An 18,144-nucleotide genomic window follows, 5' to 3' on the forward strand; every position below is an offset into this window, starting at 1 on the left:
AACACAATTTAAAGGAATTGACACTTTTTTTGTAAACAGTATCTTTTAAATCAATAATCCTCAAACTATATTAAATAATTATAAGCTCTTTTGGTGCTTTAGTAATAATTTTACATCCATCATCCAAGACTACTAAATCATCTTCAATTCTTACACCACCCAAATCATCAACATATATACCAGGTTCATCTGTTATTACCATTCCAGCTTGAAGTTTTTCTTCGGAAGTTTTACCAAAGAAAGGATCTTCATGAATATCGATACCAATTCCATGACCTATTCCATGAGTAAAATAGTCCCCGTAACCTGTTTGCTCAATGACATCACGCGCTATACCATCATAGTCTTTGTATAAAAGACCAGCTCTTGTTTGATTTATAAGTGTATTATTGCTCTCAAGAACAGTATTGTAAATCTCTACCATCTTATCTTCTGGTTGACCCAAGAAAACAGTTCTAGTCATATCACTTACGTAATGATTGTAGTAGCAACCAAAATCAAGTGTTATGGTATCACCCAACTCCAAAAGTTTATCACTTGCCACTCCGTGAGGCATACTAGAGCGATTTCCACTTGCAACGATTGTTTCAAAAGAAATTCCAGATGCTCCAAGCTCACGCATTCTAAAGTCCAGAAAATTCGCTACATCAAGTTCAGAAATTCCAACTTTAATGAAGTCCAGAACATCAATGAAGGCCTGGTCAGAAATACTACAAGCTTTTTCAATAAGCTTGATTTCTGAATTATCTTTTATGATTCTAAGTTTCTCAACTAAATTAGAAGAAGCTTTTAAATCAACTGATAAAGTGTTCTTTAGATTTTGATAAAAAGCAAAAGAGACTTCTCCTTCAAACTGAAGACTGGATATATTTTCAGATTTTAGGATGCTATCCACTTCAACTAACGGTTGACGACTTTCAATAATTTTGAAGTTTTTAACAGTTTCTCTTGCAATGAGTGTATATCTTGCATCTGTGATAAAATATTGCTCATTTTCTGTAACGAGAACCGTAGCTGAAGTTCCCCAAAAACCAGTAAGGTAAAAAATATTATTTAAGTTGGTAATTAAAAGGGATTCTACCGAATCCTCTTTCATTAAATTACGTAATTTTTCAATTCTTTCCATTGAATTTTAGTCTTCCTTAGTCTTATCTTCATCACTTCCGCATGAACATTGACAAGAACATGATTCCTCTTCTTCAACGATTTCAGGAACGTTTGTTGTACGCCCTTTTTCTTCATGGCCTTCAATTGTATCTTCATCTTCATGTGGCGCTGTTGGAATATTTGTAGTTCCACGGTCAATGTGATTTTCTGGTTCTTCTTCAACATCAGCACCAATGTTTGTTGTACCATGAATTAATTCATCATTTGGATCTAAGTCACCAGGTAAATTTGTTGTACCTTTTTCAAGTAATTGTTCTTGAAGAAGTTCTTCATCTTCTGGAAGATCATTAACTCCTTCAAAATCTAAATCACCGGGAAGATTACTTGTTCCTTTTTCAGCTAACTCTTCGTCTAAAATCTCTTTAATATTTTCATTTGTCATTTTCTAATTTTCCTTTCAGATATTGTCCAGTATAACTCTTTTTAACTTTAGCTATTTCTTCTGGTGTGCCAGTAGCAATTAACTGACCACCACCTGCTCCACCTTCTGGTCCTAAATCAATAATATGATCTGCAGTCTTGATAACATCAAGGTTATGTTCAATAACCACTATTGTATTACCTGCATCAACCAAACGATCTAAAACTTTAAGAAGTCGAGCTATGTCTTCTGTATGGAGACCCGTTGTAGGTTCATCCAAAATATAGAAGCTCTTACCTGTTGAACGTTTTTGAAGCTCACTAGCTAATTTCATACGTTGTGCCTCACCACCTGATAAGGTAGTAGCTGGTTGACCTAAAGTCACATAACCTAATCCAACGTCAACAATTGTTTGTAGCTTGCGTTCAATCTTTGGAATATGTTTAAAGAATTCCAAGGCATCAGATACTCTCATATCAAGAATCTCTGAAATATTTTTTTCCTTATAACGAACTTCAAGTGTTTCACTGTTGTAACGACGACCGTGGCACACTTCACATGCTACATAAACATCCGGTAAGAAGTGCATTTCGATTTTTATTATACCATCGCCCTTACAATTTTCGCAACGTCCACCCTTAACATTGAATGAAAAACGTCCCTTTTTATAACCACGAATTTTGGCTTCATTTGTTTGGGCAAATAGGTCACGAATATCATCAAATACACTTGTATAAGTTGCTGGATTTGATCTTGGAGTACGCCCAATTGGACTTTGGTCAATATCAATTAAGCGCTCAATATCTTCATAGCCAGAAATCTTTTTATATTTACCTGGTTTTTCCGAGTTACCATTTAATTTTTGTGCTAATGCTTTTTTAAGGATTTGATTTACAAGTGTTGATTTACCAGAGCCTGATACACCGGTGACTGCTGTCATTACCCCTAGAGGAAAGTCAACATCAAGATTTTTCAGATTGTTTTCAGTAGCACCTGTAACTTTAACCATTCGATCTTTATCAATAGGTCTTCTTGTTTCTGGAAGTGGGATTTTTTTCTTCCCAGATAGATATTGTCCTGTAATTGATTTACTATTTCTAGCAACTTGCTTTGGAGTACCCGCAGCAACAATTTGTCCGCCTAATTCACCTGCTCCAGGACCTACATCAATTAAATAGTCAGCTGCCATCATTGTATCTTCATCATGCTCAACAACTATTAAAGTATTACCTAAATCACGCATTTTTTGAAGACTTTCAATAAGTCTATCGTTATCTCTTTGATGGAGACCGATTGAAGGCTCATCAAGAACATATAAGACACCACTTAGGTTTGATCCAATTTGTGTAGCAAGTCTAATACGTTGACTTTCGCCACCTGATAGAGTCCCTGAACTTCTCGAAAGTATTAAGTAATCCAAACCAACATTATTAAGGAAAGAAAGTCGGTCAGAAATTTCTTTGACAATCGGACGAGCAATCTTCTCTTCATTTTCTGTCAGAATTAAACTGTTAATAAATTCAAGATGATCAGCGATAGCTAGATTAGAGACTTCCCCTATATGTTTTTCGTTTACTTTTACTGATAATGCTTGTGGATTCAAACGATAACCATTACATGCCACACAAGTAAGTTCTGTCATATATGTCTTCATTTGTTCACGAGTAAAATCACTATTTGTTTCGTGATATCTACGAGCAATATTGTTTGCTACACCTTCAAAGGGAACATCAATATCACGCACTCCACCAAAGTCATTTTTATAATGGAAGTGGAATAAACGACCTTTTGAACCATAAAGGATAATATCTTTTTCTTCATCAGTTAATTTTTCAAATGGTGTATCCATATCAATCTTAAACTCAGTCATAGCTTGTTCAAGCATCTGAGGATAATAATTTGATGATATAGGATTCCATGGCGCTATTGCACCTTCATTTAAAGTTTTGCTTGGATCAGGAATTACTAGATCTAAGTCGACCTCAAGTTTGATTCCAAGTCCATCACACTCAGGACAGCTACCAAATGGTGCATTAAATGAAAATAATCTAGGCTCAAGTTCTGGAACTGTAAAGCCACAAACTGGACAGGCATAGTGTTCACTAAATAAGAGCTCGCTTCCATTCATCGTATCAACTACTACATAACCTTCAGCCAATCTCAAAGCATTTTCAATCGAATCAAAAAGACGACTTCTTATACCTTCTTTTAATACTATTCTATCTACAACGATATCAATCTTGTGTTTTTTATTTTTTTCAAGTTCTGGTACTGCATCAATATCATAGATTTCTCCGTCAACACGTACACGAACATATCCATCTTTTTGTATCTTTTCAAAAGTTTTTTTATGTTGTCCCTTTTTATCTCGAACAACTGGAGCTAGAATTTGAAGCCTTGAACGTTCAGGTAACTCCAAAACACTATCAACGATCTGTTCAGGAGATTGTGCAGTAATTGGACCGTGTCCATTTGGACACATGGGAATACCAACTCTTGCATAAAGCAATCTTAAGTAGTCATTAATTTCTGTCACTGTTCCTACTGTCGAACGCGGATTTTTACTGGTTGTTTTCTGATCAATAGAAATTGCTGGACTTAATCCATCAATACTATCAACATCAGGTTTATCCATGTTCCCCAAAAATTGTCTAGCATATGCAGAAAGACTTTCAACATAACGTCTTTGACCTTCAGCATAGATTGTATCAAATGCTAGACTTGATTTTCCTGAACCAGAAAGTCCTGTCACAACCACCATTTTATCTCTGGGAATTTCAACATCTATATTTTTTAAATTGTGCGCACGCGCACCATGTATAACTATTTTATCTTGAGCCATATGACCCCCTTGTTTCTCTTTACTATAGTAACTAGCCTTACAATTATACCATATTTCACCTTTTATTAAAAAACACTTAACTCGTTTGAGCAGCTTTTTCTTTAAAACCTTTGAATTTTCAGTAAATAGCGAACATTTAAAAAAATATTTTCACCAATCTTCTATAATCACTTGCTTTTTGTTTATAAAATTGTTATGTTATAGATGTTTTGATTTATGTAAATTGATTAAACAGACGAATCCACCTAGTCATTCAACAATTAACTTAAAATTGTTCAGGAAAAATTTTGTTATTTGAACAATCTAAATCAAAATTTTATATTACATAAAAGAAGAAAGGAGATACTTACAATGAGCGTATTTAAAAAATTAACTTGGTTTTTCAAAGAAAATAAAACTATCTATATTTTTGGACTATTTTTTCTGTTGCTCACAGACGTAATGGAAGTATTTCTACCTTATATTATAGGAAAAACAACGGACCTTATTGTCGGAAACCATCTGACCACGTCCGGACTGCTTCGAGCCGTTGGCTCACTTGTGGCTGTTGTTCTTATAATGAACATCGGCCGTTTTTTTTGGCAAATTTTTCTAAGACGTGGTGCCGCAAGGCTTGAAAAAGATCTAAGACAAAAACTGTTCAATCATTATATGATAATGGATGCACCATTCTATCAGACCCACAGAACAGGTGAATTAATTGGACTTGCTTCTAATGATCTATCTGCGGTTCAACGTGTCGCAAGTGGCGGGATTTTGATGGCAGTAGATTCAAGTGTAATGATGATATTAGCAGTCAGCTCAATGATTTTCAACTCAAGTCTTAAGTTAACAATTTTAGCTATTCTTCCACTACCACTCCTTGCATATGGGGTATCAATTTTAGTACCAAAAATTAAAGACGCTTTTGGACAAAGTCAGGAAGCATTTGACAAGCTAAGTAATAAAACACAGGAGTCGCTTCGAGGTATCAAGGTTATTAAAACATTAGGACAAGAAGATGCTGACTTACAGGACTTTAAAGTTCAAGTTGATGAATCAATAGTTGTTAACAAATATCTGTCAAAAATCGATTCAATGTTTGATCCACTAGCAACAATTGTTATGACTATTTCTTATGTCGCCTTAATCACTATTGGTGGTGCAGCTGTACTTGATAAGAGCATGACTATCGGAGAACTTGTAGCCTTTTCAGGATATCTAAGTCTTTTAGTATGGCCAATGTTTGCCCTTGGACAAGTATTTAATGTACTTGAACGTGGAAATACTTCTTATGATCGTATTCAAGAGGTTCTTAATCAAGAAAGCCATATCAGTCCAGATGGTATTACAAGTCCTGTACAAGGAAACTTGAGAATTGATGTAGAGTCATTCAACTACCCTGATGAGACAGAACATGAATCAAGTTCTCTTGAAAATGTTCACGTCCACTTAGAAGAGGGAGAAAGTTTGGGAATCGTTGGACCAGTGGGTTCAGGGAAGACAACATTAATTAAATTGATCATGCGTCAATTTGACTCATATAAAGGGAGCATCAAAGTTGGGGATACTGATATTCGTGATTATCAACTTGCTAACTACCGTAAATCAATAGGTTATGTACCTCAAGAAAACTTCCTCTTCTCGCAATCCATTGCTCAAAATATTGCATTCGCAAAAACTGACGCTAGTATGGAAGAGATTGAGGAAGCAGCAATTAAAGCAGATTTACACAACGATATTCTAAACATGCCTAATGGTTATGAAACAGAAGTTGGCGAACAAGGAATTTCCCTATCTGGTGGGCAAAGACAACGTCTTGCAATCGCACGTGCAATCTTAATTAATCCAGAAATATTAATTCTAGATGATGCCTTGTCTGCTGTTGATGCCAAAACAGAAAAAACAATTCTTGCGACTCTAGCCAAGGAGAGAAAAAACAAAACAACTATTATTTTAGCTCACAGGCTATCTTCAGTTGCCAATTCAAGTGAAATCACTGTCATGCAAAATGGTCAAATCACTGAAAGGGGTACACATGATGAACTTATGAATAAGCCTGACTGGTACGCTAAAATCTATAATGAACAACAAGGAGGTCAAGCATGAACGAAGAAAAAAATAATTCCGTTTGGTCTCAAAGTATAAGTATTAAAGAACAACTAAGCTTAATGGGGTGGCTCATTAAAACAGCTAAACCTGCTAAATATTATATATTAGCTGCTCTATTTGGAATGCTAGGCGGTACTGTATTAATGACCTACACTACTCGAATTCTAGCTAATTTCATGAATAATCAGCTTTCCGATGATACAACTGTCTTTAGTCAGTTAGTTGTATTTGCGTTAATTTTTACATTTTGGCGCATGATTTTAGCAGTTTTTAATTTCATTCAAAATTACTTTATATCACAAGGAGCATTTATGGCTCTTTCAGATGTTCGAGTAAGATTATTTGATAAATTACACAGTCTTGGAATGAGGTTCTTTGATCAAATACCTGCAGGCTCTCTTGTAACTCGTACAATGAATGATACCAGTACTTTTTGGGATTTTTGGTTCTTCATATTCCAATTCCTAAGCGCTATAACGTTAATTATTGGAGCTTATATCGGAATGTATATGAGTAATGCCCACGTTACTAACTGGTTGCTAATAATAATACCTGCCATCACTTTAATAATCGGTGTTTATCAAAAATTTTCTACAGCAGTATACAAAACAATGCGTTCAAAACTATCTAGTTTAAATGCAAAAATTGCTGAAAGTGTTGCAGGAATTGCCGTAATCCAAGATTTCAACCAAGAAGCACGCTTATCAAGTGAGTTCCAAAAAATTAATAGTGAATATTATGATTCACGCTACCGCATGATTAAAGCAGATGCCTGGCTAGATGTACTAGTAGACTTAGTTTATGGATTTTCACTAGCATTAACACTATATTTACTTGGTGAACTTTCTGTTTCAAATATCATAGTTGGTGGTACAGTTTATGCCTTTGTAAACTACTTAGGTAATATCTTCCATCCACTACGCCATTTGACTGGAAGCATGTCAACCTTACAAGATGCAACAGTTTCCGCATATAGAGTGAAAAAACTTTTTGCTGAAGACGAATATGCACCTAAGCAAAATGCTAATGCTGATGGAAAAATAACAAAAGGTAAAATTGAATTTAAAAATCTTAATTTTTCTTATGACGGAAAAAATACTATACTTAAAGACCTGTCATTTGTAGCTCAACCTGGTCAAACCATTGCCCTTGTAGGGCACACTGGTTCTGGAAAAAGCTCAACTATCAATGCACTAATGCGTTTTTACGAATTTGATAGTGGAGAAATTTTACTAGATGACCAACCTATTCGCGATATTGAAATGAAGAATCTGCGCCGTGAGATGGGACTCGTTCTTCAAGAACCTTACCTTTTCTATGGTGATATTAATTTCAACATTCGCATGTACGATGAAACTTTAACAGATGAAGATATCAAACGTGCCGCGAAATTTGTCGGTGCTGATAAATTTATTGAAAAATTACCTGATGGATACAAGACAATTGTGCGTGAAGGTGGAAATGGATTCTCAGCAGGTGAAAAACAACTTATTTCATTTGCAAGAACAATTGCGCATAATCCGAAAATTCTTATCTTGGATGAAGCAACTTCACATATAGATACTGAAAGTGAACATCTAATCCAAGATGCCTTAGAAGTAATTCAGAAGGATCGTACTACCATTGCTATCGCCCACAGACTTTCAACAATCCAACATGCAGACCTGATTCTTGTACTCGACCAAGGTCAAGTAGTAGAACGAGGAACTCATGATGAACTTGTTAAACAAGATGGGAGATATGCTGAATTAGTTAAGCTGCAAACCAAGCAAGAAATGTAAAATCTACAAAAAGAAGCAACTGGGAAAATTAATTCTCAGTTGTTTTTTAATTATTTACTACATTTTATAGAAATTAACTAAGCGCATAATATAAGAGTTGATTGAATTTCATGTACTCTTTATAATTCAATAATCTTATCAAAACTTTTTATAGTCTTATCTGAAAACTTATGAGAGACAAATATAATTGTTTTATCTTTAAGATTCAAAAGGTAGTCTTCAACAATATTTTTATTATATTCATCGAGTGCTGATGTTGCTTCATCAATTATTAAAATTTTTCTTCCTGATAAAATTGCTCTTGCTAATGCAATTTTTTGAGTCTGACCCCCTGATATATTTTTGCCATTTTCTTTTATTTCGGTATTAAGTCCATTATCAAGACTTGTCACAAAATCATACATATTTAATTTTTCTAGTACTTCTTCAATTTCTTGACTTTCTAAATCAGATGGTGCAAATTTCACTATATTATCAAGTAAGCTTTCATTGAATAGATAAGTATTTTGTCCCACATATGACGAATTTTCAAACATAATAAGAGTATCCTTGGGATTTAAGCGCTCTCCATTGAGTATGTATGAACCTTCAAAGTCATTTTGTAAACCAAGTATTATCTTAAGGAGTGTACTCTTACCACTACCACTTTCACCTTTAAGACCCACCTTATCACAAGCGTTAATGCAAATATTAATATTTTCCAAAAGAGGGCTATCACTATACGAATATGAAATACTTTCCATCTGTAGTTTTTTAAAATCTATATAATCAGCAAAATTTTCTTCAAGTCTATTATTAGTCAAACTCTCAAAATAAACATGAGAAATATTTATTTCGATAACCGAATTAATGGTGCCTATCAAGGCTGAGAAGAACATACCGCCAATATTGGAAATTACAATCAAAACCCCGTAGGAAATTTCTCCCCTAACTGCCATCAAAGCTGAGATAAAAAGTAAAATTAACTGAGACAAAAGATTAACCCAACTAATCCAGCTTGAAGAAAGAACACGGAAATTGCTATAATTTAGAAAGGATTCTTCTAAATGGTCACTAGCATATTCTTGAGCTCCAACAAACTCTTTCCCTTGATCGTAATTCTTAAAAAGTAAAAATCCATTTATCAGTTCAACAATTTTCTGCTGGTAAATTGAATTCTGATTAGAAAATTCTTTCATCCGCATTTTTAATGATTTATTAAATATTTTCGAACCAAAATAAACAATGAAAAAAAGAATTATGGCTGTAAATGCGATAATTTTGTGATAATAGTACATAACAATTATAGTAAATAAAACAGTAGCTCCATTTAAAAACAAGTCAAAAACTTGACTAATTCCACTTTCAATCATCTGACTCACATCATTCGTATACTTTGAAATGTAGAATCCCGTATCTTTACTTGAAAAATCAACATAATTATTTCTATAAATATCTATTGTTAATTGATTCTTAATGTTAATACGACTCTTACTTAAAGATTTATTCTTCAATCTTTCATAGACAAAAGTACTAAATATTGCGAGTGTCCAAGCACATAATACCAAAGCGAAAACCCAAAGTAATTCTTTCTGACTCTTGACAAAAAATTTTAATAGAGTTGTTCCTGCATAAACATTTAATGCAGATGAAATAAGTCCAATAACAATAGTAATAATTATCAAACTCCTATTGATAGTAAGTATATTCTTCATATGTATATCCTCCTCGTAATTAAATAATATCAATTTTCATTTTGCCTTGTATTGAAACAAATGATAATATTAAGTTAATTAAGATGACTTTTTAAAGAATATTTTCCCAAGGAGAAACTATGATCGGTTCACTAATTCGTAAAGAACGTATAAAACAAGATTTAAGTTTAGAATCTTTATCTCTTGATATATGCTCTCCATCCTACCTTAGCAAGATTGAAAGTAATTCCGTAAGTGCACATCCCGAAATAAATCAACTTCTACTTGATAAGTTGAAAATCTCAGTAATTTATGAAGTAAGTGAAAATAAGATTGCTGAGGCAAAAAAAGTCTTAGAAGTTTTTTTCATGGAAGATGATTTTTCAAAAATAAGTCAATTCTACTTGGAAAATAAAGATTTAAAGTACTCCGTAATTTCAACATTCTATATGTTAATTGAAAGTATATATAAGCTAGGAATAAACAAACTTTCGCCTCAAGATACAAAAGCACTTATTAATCTTAAACCCAGTAATTCATCTGAACAATATTACCAATCGATGGTCCTTGGACTAATATATCTTTTCAATGGTCAGCCGGATACTGCTGAGATTTTTTTTGAAAAAGCTTCAGAATTAAATTATTTTGGATTGGGAGACTATGAAAAAGCACAATGTAAATTTTCCCTGGGAAGCTATCAAACTGCTTTTTATCTTTTTAATAAACAGTATCAATTTGAAATCTCTTTCGGAAATATGACATTTGCAAAGCGTATTTCAAAAGAAATACTAGACACGATTTGTATTATGGGTGAAGTAAATTGTCTAGATGATTTTCTACTTGAAAGAGAAAGACTAATTGAAAATAAATTAAGTAAAAGAGAAAAAAACTATTATCAGCTTATCACTGATTTTCAGAATAATGATTACAAACGAATTAGTGAAATGAAAATCTCTAGTCTGATAAATCATCCCTACATTTATCTCATATATTCATACTCTTCAAATAAATATAATAAATCAAGGGATACTGAAAAAATATTAGAAAAATACAAAAACTGGTTAAGTTCCAATGAATCGCCTTGGGAATATGAAGAAAGTTTGCATGATTTTTATAAAGAAAATATTTTACAAATAGTTCAAAGTCTTACAGTAAAAAATAATAAATTAGATTTAGACTTATTAAAAACAGCTATGGATACAGCCTTCTCACTACGCCTTACAATTCTAGCTGAAATTCTAAAAACCATTTTAATTGAAGAATTGGTTGAAAATCGTAAATACAAAGAAGCATATAATCTAATAAATAAAAATAGATGATCTCAATTGAAGATCATCTATTTTTCATAAAACACTATTTAGTTCATCACTTATTACCTTATTCTCATGTTTTGAATAAAAATAAAATCCAATTATATGACCTATGAAAACTATAATTACCATTATATAAATATATGGGAATATAAAGTTAAACATCTCTTTAGAAAAAAGGTAGACACTTAGTAATCCACAAAATAAGTTTACTAGTGATGAAATGATGATATTTGTTATTACTTTAAAAGTTGAATATTTCCAAAGATAAGCATAGATGACCCCAAAGGTAAGGCCAAATAACAATCCAATAAGAATAATTCGACCGAAAAAGCTGTAATCTGATCCTCCTACTTTACCAAAAGCTGATAAGAAATATACCCAAATAATCATTATGCTTGTTATTTGAAAAAAATTTCCTTTAAGTTCTTTAATCATGATAAAATCTCCTTTACTTTTTTTGCGTAATGCCTACTGACTAAATAATCGTTATCACCCTTGCTAGTAATTTGTAACCTAGCATTCTTCTCAACTGAAAAAAATTTAACTTGGCTTAGATTAAATACTGTAGATTGATTAATCATTGAAAACTTATATTTTTCAAGATAACTTAAATCCTTCAATCTATTTGGATAATGAAACAATCTTCCATCTATACAATTTATTTTACACATGTGCCCCATACTTTCAAAAGATTCTATCTCTTCAAGTTCAAGGATAACAGAGCGGTTATTTCTTATATCAATGGCTGAAAGTTTTAAATCAAAATTTAGATATTTTTCAATTTTTTCTAGCTTTTCTTTATTGTAGGGATTAGAAATGATGTCAATCTCATCAAGACCAAGCTCTTTTTTCCATAAATAATTTATTTTCATCTATACCCCTTTCTTGAATATAGAATATCAATATTCTTAATAAATTAATATATTTTTTAGCCATCTTACAAAAATAAGCGACTTATCTACAAAAAAAGCTCTCCCATAAGAGAACTTCATTCTTTTAACAATTATTTTAATCTGTTTTTATTTTTGATTACGATTTCCCAAATGAGTTGAACAGCATAAACAAGTAACGCACATCCAGCTAAAATTGAGATGTATAAGATTCTATTATCATTTCCTGGACTTACATTAGTTCCAAACCAAATATACAAGGCAAAGCCAATGAAAAAGACTGCAAGAATAATATTTATTAATTTCCAAGTTTTCATAAATAACTCCTAATTTTTTTACTAAGAGTATCATTTTTCGCAATAAAAATCAAAAATGAGATAGCTTAACCATTTTATTAATAATTAGGAAATTTTTATCTTTTTTTAATTTGGTAAAACCATACTAGTTGAATTGCCAATAGTATTAAAGCAAAAATCGTAATTATAAATAAAGATAGAAGTTTATTTTCCATATTATTTACTGCTCCGTGACCATCAACTGACCTAAACCATAAGAACAACACTGTAATTACAAATAATACAACTTCTATTATTGACACAACTTTCCATGTTTTCATAATACACCTCTAGTTTTTAATTTATAATATCATTTATTAGTTTGAAAATCAAAAAAACATCAATCATTTAAAATTATCTGGAAAATAATCCTTTAAGCTTTGTTTGGCCATATTTGATTCGGCAAAATCTGGTGCAATCTGACCCATCTTTCTTATTACCTTTGAAAAGCCTGCATTAACTCTAATTTTATTTTTTTCCATGCCTTTTAAGGTAACTTTGACCAAATCGTCCAGCTTCATGTCGCCAATGGATGAGGATGAAGTTGTATGCTCTAAATTTGTTTGAGAAACTAGTGGGGGAACTAATTCCATAATATGCAGATTATTTATTTTAGCAGTTGATAATTGATCTCTAAGTGCAGATGTAAACATATGAACTCCTGCCTTAGATGCCGAGTATGTTGGATGAGCCGCCGAACTTATATTTGCTAATCCTGAAGATATGTTTACAATCATAGATTCTTTCTGATTTTTTAATATAGGTAATAACAGACTATTGATATTGATTGTTCCTAGTAGATTTGTTTGAATATCACGAGTTAAGAGATTTATATCTTGATTTTCGACATCAAGAAGATTATAGGCTGTCATTGTACATGCAGAATTAATAAGAATATTTAGATTTGGAATATTTTTTTCTACCCATATTGGTAGCTCAAGCAATGAACTATAATCACCAACATCAGCTTGATAAATCAAAAAATTAGGATTCTCTTTAGAAATTTCCTCTAGTCTTGCCCTATTTCTCCCAAGAAGAATGATTTTGTTATCCATTTTAACAAGTTCTCTAGCCAATGCTAGACCAATTCCTGAAGTACCACCAGTTATTAAGATACTTTGATTGTTTAAATCCATATTATTCTCCACTTTTATTTAATAAATACAAGAAAAGAACAGTAAATCCTGCTCTTCTCAATTATTATTTTGTACTAGCAACTACTTCAAGTTGACCTGAAATTGTCCATGTAGATATATCATCAGTTAAAACAAAAGATTGTCCTTTTTCAATAGGATAGTCCTGACCATCTACCGTCAAAATTCCTTGACCATCAATGACTGTAGCCAAAGTGTATGGAGCTTTTTTAGCAAAGACCATATCTCCATGTATTTGCCATTTTTCGACTGCGAAAAAGTCTGATTTGATAAGTTCTGTGATTTTAGCATCATCATATAAGCTTGTTTGAGGATGTGCTTGGTTTTCTTTAGCAGGTACTGTTAGAACGTCTAGTGCCTTTTTGATATGGAGTTCGCGCAGATTACCTTCATCGTCCTTACGGTCAAAATCGTAAACTCGATATGTTATGTCACTTGACTGTTGTGTTTCGAGGACAAGTACTCCTGGACCAATGGCATGCATAGTTCCACTTGGTACATAGAAAAAGTCGCCTTTTTTGACAGGAACCTTTGTAAGTAAATCGTCCCATTTTCCTTCTTCGACCAGTTGTTCAAGTTCATCATTTGTTTGAGCAGTATGCCCAAAAATAATTTCAGCACCTGGCTCAGAATCAATAATATACCAACATTCAGTTTTCCCAAGTTCACCTTCTTCAGGCAATGAATATGCGTCATCAGGGTGTACTTGTACGCTTAGCCACTCATTTGCATCTAAGATTTTTGTAAGTAAAGGAAATACTTGGTCATCTGGATTACCAAATAGTTGTGGCTGGTTTATGTATAATTCATCTAAAGTTTCACCCTTAAATGGTCCATTTTCAACAACTGATAGACCATTAGGATGTCCAGAAATTGCCCATAATTCACCTATTTTATCTGTTGGTAAATCATATCCAAACTCTTCCAGACGCTTTCCACCCCAAATTTTTTCTTGTAGAACAGGTTTTAAAAATAATGGTTGTGTCATGAAAATCTTGCTCCTTGTATTTTGATATGTTTTAATTATACACCTAAATTTTTTAATTTAAAACATGATATAATTATCCAAAATGGAGGAAATATTATGAATATTGAACTAACAAGATTTAGAGTAAAAGAAGGTAAATCTCAAAAAGTAGATGAGTGGATGAAATTTTTAAACGATAATCAAGAAGCTCTCTTAGAAACGCTTGAACCAGAAAAAATGTATGTCGAAAATATTTTTCGTGAAGAATTAGATGGTAGAGAGTATCTATACTGGTACTCAGTTCAGGGTGAAAATCCCCAAGAACTTGCTGACTCAGAACATTGGCTGGACAAAAAACACATTGAGTTTTGGAATGAATGTATCGATGAGACATACCGTCCTGTAGATTTAAAAGTCGAAATGACAGCAATACCAGAGAAAATCGAAAAACACATGAAATGAAAAAACTAGATTAAGTTCTAGTTTTTTTGTCTTATAATTTTGTCATATTATGCTATATTATCTTATAAATCATTTCTCACTACATTTCAAATTTTTTAGTGTATAACCTATACTTCCCGATACAATTAAAGCCTAATTCTAAGACTAATTTTTGACTTTCATCACTATTGAAAAAAACTAAATGTTCAACTTTCATTTTATTTAAATTACAAAGCATTCTTTTAAGTAAGTTTTCGAAATATATTTCATTGTATTTCTTATCAAAAAAATCAATGCCAAAAATTTCTGCCAACTTTTTCCCATTGTATATACTTGCATAAATTGCAGCAAGTGGTTTTCCGTCTTTTAAATAGACCAGAATTTGCCAGTTATCCACATCTTGCTCAAGTTTTTCATTAGTCCAATACATTTCATCTTGATTGGGTTCATGGATTTGAGCAAAATAATCAAAGTTCTCACTTGTAATTTCAATTATATTTTCTTCAGAAAAAGGCTCTGATTTAAAATTCTCAAAGTGAAAAACGTCATTCCAAGATTCTTCCACTAGTTTAAATTCATGTTTATCAAGGGAGTTTATAGCACTGATATTCTCCGTTGGAATGCCAATATATATTTCTGCTTGTGGATACTTATTATTTATATAATTTAGGAATTCTTCATAGGCCTGGGAAAAATTTTCTTCAATTGCAAAATATATGGTCGAAAGATAATTTTCATCTTCAATATAAGAATAGTGAATCCATCCTTTGATTTCATTACCTTCTGCATAGACAAGTATTTCTTCTTCATCTGGATAATCGTATGCGGCATAACTTCTTCTTATGAAATCATCCTTAGTTTTTATACCATCATAATAAACGGGGTAGCTTGTGAATTCTGGTTGCATGACGAGAGAATACATTAAATCAATATATTGATTTAGCTCACTTTTTGCTAATAATTTTAGCATATAAATTTTCACCCCACATATACAATATTTAATTTTATAAACAAGTTTCAAAATAGAAAATCTATTTTTGGTATATCTTCCTATTAAAACGAAACTTCTAGTGTGATTTCTCCCATAAATTACTACTTATTTTTGATTTTCTGGATACATATAAAATGTTAGTTCTTCTTCAGTATAAACATGTCCTTCGGGTACTCCTGAAAATGAATTGTCAGGTATGTCATATCCTAATATTTGTGCAACCTTAACAGCAAATTCACGGTAGGCAAAACCAATTGCAGTGACAATTCCATGTTCTTCATCGTAAACCACAGGTTGTCTGGCTACATTTTCTTTTTCTAAAAAGTCAAATTCATTATATGTTTCTTCAAATAATCCTGCTGTAAATTTCACTCCTTTTAGGATACCAGCTTTAGCCAATGTCATTGGCGCTGAAGAAATGGCAGCTATCAGTGGACGATTAGTCATATCAGCTAATGGTTTTAGAAAATCAATTAGACTTTTATCTTCTGTTACAGCAACGGGGTCACTGTCACCACTAAATAAAATCAAATTATAGTCTCCAAAATTGATTTCAGAAAAACTTTTATTGGGTACTAACTGGAAAAAATCTTCTGATTTAATCATTTTTTTATTCTCAGAACTTACAGTGTCAATTTCCCACCATTCATTCATCGGCTGAAATACTGTTAAATAATCTGTTAATAAGGTAATCTCACTCATTGACATATTTTCATAAAGTAAGACTAATGCTTTATTTTTGACCATAATATTACCCCTTTATTTTTTAATTTATTTATTAAATTATATCATGTCAATAAAATAATTAACAACAAAAGTAGAGAAAAAAGAATATCCCATTTTTGAAATATCCTTTTTTTCATAACCTATCTTAATGATTCATATTTTTGTGCATTTTTTCGTTCTAAATTATTCTTCATTTGTTTTTTAGCACTCTTATGTCCACCCATACTTTTGAACATACGGTTTAATTTTGCTTCTTCTATTTGCCTACTATTTAATCCATCATAGGATGACTCAATTAATAGTTTAGAGTAATTATCTAAACGTCTTTGATCGAGAGTACCATCTTCAAGCGCCTTTTTTACTGCACAACCCGGTTCTTTCATATGTGTACAATCACGAAATTTACAATTTTGCGCCAATTCTTCAATATCATTAAAGGATTTAGCCACATCAGTATTTTGTATACCAACTTCTCGAGTACCCGGTGTATCAATAATCACACCGCCATATTTTGACAGAAACATCTCTCGACCTGTTGTTGTGTGTCGGCCTTTATCACCATGACCAATTTCACTAGTAGCAAGTTTTTCATTGACTAGTTGATTAATAAGCGTTGATTTTCCAACACCTGAAGATCCTACGAAGACTACTGTTGGCGAATATGTCATGAGATGAGCAAACTTTTCACTATTATTTTCCTGATTGGTAGTAACAATTATTTCAGAGTAAAATGATACTTCTTCAACTTCTGTAATAATCCCATCTATAACCTTACACAAATCTGATTTAGTAAGTACAACTACTGGTTTAGCACCACTATCCCACGCAATTGAAAGATATCTCTCAAGTCGATTAAGGCTATAATTATTGTTAAGGGACATACAGATGAAAATAATATCAATATTTGTTGCAAGAACCTGCTCTTCTTGACTACTACCAACTGCCGTACGTCCAAAAATACTTTTACGGGGCAAAATATTATGAATTATAGCTATATCATCATTCTTAGTAAATGTTGCAAGTACAAAATCACCAACTGCAGGATACTGTGAAAGATGCTCAGTAGAAAATCTAAATTTCCTTGAGATCTTAGCATACATTTCTCCAAATTCACTAATAATTTTATATCTGTCTCGATATTGTCCAATTATCCGAGCTAGATGAAGATCATCATTTTCTTTTTTTAATTCTTCTGTTTGAGTGTATACTCGATCTGTAAATCCGTATTCTTTTAATTTATTCAATTTTTTCTCCTAAGTTTTTTATGCTTCAAAGGAGATTTCTCTTGCTCATTTTCCTATTATCATTTTATTTGAAAAATCTCCTTTTTCATTACAATTGCCTTCTTTTTCATATTATCATTTTTATTCATAATATTTTCCTTTCCTACTTATCCAAATTTTCATTTGGAT

The 18,144-nt window shown here is 32.1% G+C and carries 17 protein-coding genes; 4 read left to right on the forward strand and 13 right to left on the reverse strand.

The window, feature by feature from the left end:
* Positions 1-70: 70 nt before the first annotated feature.
* Genes BG261_RS02935 through uvrA form a run of 3 tightly spaced genes read right to left on the reverse strand, consistent with a single transcriptional unit; the run spans position 71 to position 4,370 of the window.
* Complete coding sequence (locus BG261_RS02935) at positions 71-1,126, reverse strand: M24 family metallopeptidase (protein ID WP_070791679.1); 1,056 nt, start codon at positions 1,124-1,126, stop codon at positions 71-73.
* A gap of 6 nt (positions 1,127-1,132) precedes the next feature.
* Positions 1,133-1,549 (reverse strand): hypothetical protein, encoded by a 417-nt coding sequence (locus tag BG261_RS02940; RefSeq protein ID WP_070791680.1) that lies wholly within the window; start codon positions 1,547-1,549, stop codon positions 1,133-1,135.
* Positions 1,539-4,370, reverse strand: coding sequence for an excinuclease ABC subunit UvrA (gene uvrA, locus BG261_RS02945; RefSeq protein WP_070791682.1), 2,832 nt, complete (start codon positions 4,368-4,370; stop codon positions 1,539-1,541). The genes BG261_RS02940 and uvrA overlap by 11 nt, the downstream gene beginning before the upstream one ends.
* 351 nt (positions 4,371-4,721) lie before the next feature.
* Here uvrA and BG261_RS02950 point away from each other — a divergent pair, with 351 nt between their 5' ends.
* Both BG261_RS02950 and BG261_RS02955 read left to right on the forward strand, forming a co-directional pair.
* The gene (locus BG261_RS02950; protein ID WP_070791683.1) at positions 4,722-6,458 is read left to right on the forward strand and encodes an ABC transporter ATP-binding protein; all 1,737 of its coding nucleotides are present in this window, start codon (positions 4,722-4,724) and stop codon (positions 6,456-6,458) included.
* Complete coding sequence (locus BG261_RS02955; RefSeq protein WP_070791685.1) at positions 6,455-8,242, forward strand: ABC transporter ATP-binding protein; 1,788 nt, start codon at positions 6,455-6,457, stop codon at positions 8,240-8,242. The genes BG261_RS02950 and BG261_RS02955 overlap by 4 nt, the downstream gene beginning before the upstream one ends.
* Before the next feature lie 119 nt (positions 8,243-8,361).
* On the opposite strand, the gene BG261_RS02960 is transcribed toward BG261_RS02955, so the two are convergent.
* Positions 8,362-9,936 carry an ATP-binding cassette domain-containing protein gene (locus BG261_RS02960; RefSeq protein WP_070791686.1) on the reverse strand — a complete coding sequence of 525 codons (1,575 nt, stop codon included), beginning with the start codon at positions 9,934-9,936 and terminating at the stop codon, positions 8,362-8,364.
* Between the two features lie 119 nt (positions 9,937-10,055).
* Between BG261_RS02960 and BG261_RS02965 the strand changes: the two genes are divergently transcribed.
* Positions 10,056-11,234 carry a helix-turn-helix domain-containing protein gene (locus tag BG261_RS02965; protein WP_070791691.1) on the forward strand — a complete coding sequence of 393 codons (1,179 nt, stop codon included), beginning with the start codon at positions 10,056-10,058 and terminating at the stop codon, positions 11,232-11,234.
* A 24-nt stretch (positions 11,235-11,258) separates the two neighbouring features.
* Here BG261_RS02965 and BG261_RS02970 read toward each other — a convergent pair whose 3' ends face one another.
* The 6 genes from BG261_RS02970 to manA form a co-directional block, all read right to left on the reverse strand.
* Complete coding sequence (locus BG261_RS02970; RefSeq protein ID WP_070791693.1) at positions 11,259-11,663, reverse strand: hypothetical protein; 405 nt, start codon at positions 11,661-11,663, stop codon at positions 11,259-11,261.
* A complete protein-coding gene (locus BG261_RS02975) occupies positions 11,660-12,100 on the reverse strand; it encodes a LytTR family DNA-binding domain-containing protein (protein WP_070791695.1) in 441 nt (146 codons plus the stop codon). Before BG261_RS02975 ends, BG261_RS02970 begins: the two co-directional genes overlap by 4 nt.
* Before the next feature lie 131 nt (positions 12,101-12,231).
* Positions 12,232-12,435, reverse strand: a complete 204-nt coding sequence (locus BG261_RS02980) for a hypothetical protein (RefSeq protein WP_070791697.1) — start codon at positions 12,433-12,435, stop codon at positions 12,232-12,234.
* Between the two features lie 95 nt (positions 12,436-12,530).
* Positions 12,531-12,734: a DUF3923 family protein gene (locus tag BG261_RS02985; protein WP_070791698.1), complete on the reverse strand. Its 204-nt coding sequence runs from the start codon at positions 12,732-12,734 to the stop codon at positions 12,531-12,533.
* A 63-nt stretch (positions 12,735-12,797) separates the two neighbouring features.
* Positions 12,798-13,589: an SDR family oxidoreductase gene (locus BG261_RS02990; RefSeq protein WP_070791699.1), complete on the reverse strand. Its 792-nt coding sequence runs from the start codon at positions 13,587-13,589 to the stop codon at positions 12,798-12,800.
* Positions 13,590-13,653: 64 nt separating this feature from the next.
* A complete protein-coding gene (gene manA / locus BG261_RS02995; RefSeq protein ID WP_070791701.1) occupies positions 13,654-14,595 on the reverse strand; it encodes a mannose-6-phosphate isomerase, class I in 942 nt (313 codons plus the stop codon).
* Between the two features lie 96 nt (positions 14,596-14,691).
* On the opposite strand from manA, the gene BG261_RS03000 reads away from it, so the two are divergent.
* Positions 14,692-15,036: a DUF6176 family protein gene (locus BG261_RS03000; protein ID WP_070791703.1), complete on the forward strand. Its 345-nt coding sequence runs from the start codon at positions 14,692-14,694 to the stop codon at positions 15,034-15,036.
* Between the two features lie 79 nt (positions 15,037-15,115).
* Here BG261_RS03000 and BG261_RS03005 read toward each other — a convergent pair whose 3' ends face one another.
* The 3 genes from BG261_RS03005 to rsgA all read right to left on the reverse strand — a co-directional run bounded on the left by BG261_RS03005 (position 15,116) and on the right by rsgA (position 17,976).
* Positions 15,116-15,985: a hypothetical protein gene (locus BG261_RS03005; protein ID WP_070791705.1), complete on the reverse strand. Its 870-nt coding sequence runs from the start codon at positions 15,983-15,985 to the stop codon at positions 15,116-15,118.
* A gap of 126 nt (positions 15,986-16,111) precedes the next feature.
* Positions 16,112-16,753 carry a DJ-1/PfpI family protein gene (locus BG261_RS03010; protein ID WP_070791707.1) on the reverse strand — a complete coding sequence of 214 codons (642 nt, stop codon included), beginning with the start codon at positions 16,751-16,753 and terminating at the stop codon, positions 16,112-16,114.
* A 119-nt stretch (positions 16,754-16,872) separates the two neighbouring features.
* Complete coding sequence (gene rsgA / locus BG261_RS03015) at positions 16,873-17,976, reverse strand: ribosome small subunit-dependent GTPase A (protein WP_070791709.1); 1,104 nt, start codon at positions 17,974-17,976, stop codon at positions 16,873-16,875.
* Between the last annotated feature and the right edge of the window lie 168 nt (positions 17,977-18,144).

The organism is Floricoccus tropicus (genome assembly GCF_001832905.1).
GTDB classification, from domain to species: Bacteria; Bacillota; Bacilli; order Lactobacillales; family Streptococcaceae; genus Floricoccus; species Floricoccus tropicus.

What these genes read in the sequence shown, in the direction of transcription:
- BG261_RS02935 (WP_070791679.1), bottom strand. Translation starts at nt 1,126, where the DNA reads ATGGAAAGAATTGAAAAATTACGTAATTTAATGAAAGAGGATTCGGTA.
- BG261_RS02940 (WP_070791680.1), bottom strand. Translation starts at nt 1,549, where the DNA reads ATGACAAATGAAAATATTAAAGAGATTTTAGACGAAGAGTTAGCTGAA.
- uvrA (WP_070791682.1), bottom strand. Translation starts at nt 4,370, where the DNA reads ATGGCTCAAGATAAAATAGTTATACATGGTGCGCGTGCGCACAATTTA.
- BG261_RS02950 (WP_070791683.1), top strand. Translation starts at nt 4,722, where the DNA reads ATGAGCGTATTTAAAAAATTAACTTGGTTTTTCAAAGAAAATAAAACT.
- BG261_RS02955 (WP_070791685.1), top strand. Translation starts at nt 6,455, where the DNA reads ATGAACGAAGAAAAAAATAATTCCGTTTGGTCTCAAAGTATAAGTATT.
- BG261_RS02960 (WP_070791686.1), bottom strand. Translation starts at nt 9,936, where the DNA reads ATGAAGAATATACTTACTATCAATAGGAGTTTGATAATTATTACTATT.
- BG261_RS02965 (WP_070791691.1), top strand. Translation starts at nt 10,056, where the DNA reads ATGATCGGTTCACTAATTCGTAAAGAACGTATAAAACAAGATTTAAGT.
- BG261_RS02970 (WP_070791693.1), bottom strand. Translation starts at nt 11,663, where the DNA reads ATGATTAAAGAACTTAAAGGAAATTTTTTTCAAATAACAAGCATAATG.
- BG261_RS02975 (WP_070791695.1), bottom strand. Translation starts at nt 12,100, where the DNA reads ATGAAAATAAATTATTTATGGAAAAAAGAGCTTGGTCTTGATGAGATT.
- BG261_RS02980 (WP_070791697.1), bottom strand. Translation starts at nt 12,435, where the DNA reads ATGAAAACTTGGAAATTAATAAATATTATTCTTGCAGTCTTTTTCATT.
- BG261_RS02985 (WP_070791698.1), bottom strand. Translation starts at nt 12,734, where the DNA reads ATGAAAACATGGAAAGTTGTGTCAATAATAGAAGTTGTATTATTTGTA.
- BG261_RS02990 (WP_070791699.1), bottom strand. Translation starts at nt 13,589, where the DNA reads ATGGATTTAAACAATCAAAGTATCTTAATAACTGGTGGTACTTCAGGA.
- manA (WP_070791701.1), bottom strand. Translation starts at nt 14,595, where the DNA reads ATGACACAACCATTATTTTTAAAACCTGTTCTACAAGAAAAAATTTGG.
- BG261_RS03000 (WP_070791703.1), top strand. Translation starts at nt 14,692, where the DNA reads ATGAATATTGAACTAACAAGATTTAGAGTAAAAGAAGGTAAATCTCAA.
- BG261_RS03005 (WP_070791705.1), bottom strand. Translation starts at nt 15,985, where the DNA reads ATGCTAAAATTATTAGCAAAAAGTGAGCTAAATCAATATATTGATTTA.
- BG261_RS03010 (WP_070791707.1), bottom strand. Translation starts at nt 16,753, where the DNA reads ATGGTCAAAAATAAAGCATTAGTCTTACTTTATGAAAATATGTCAATG.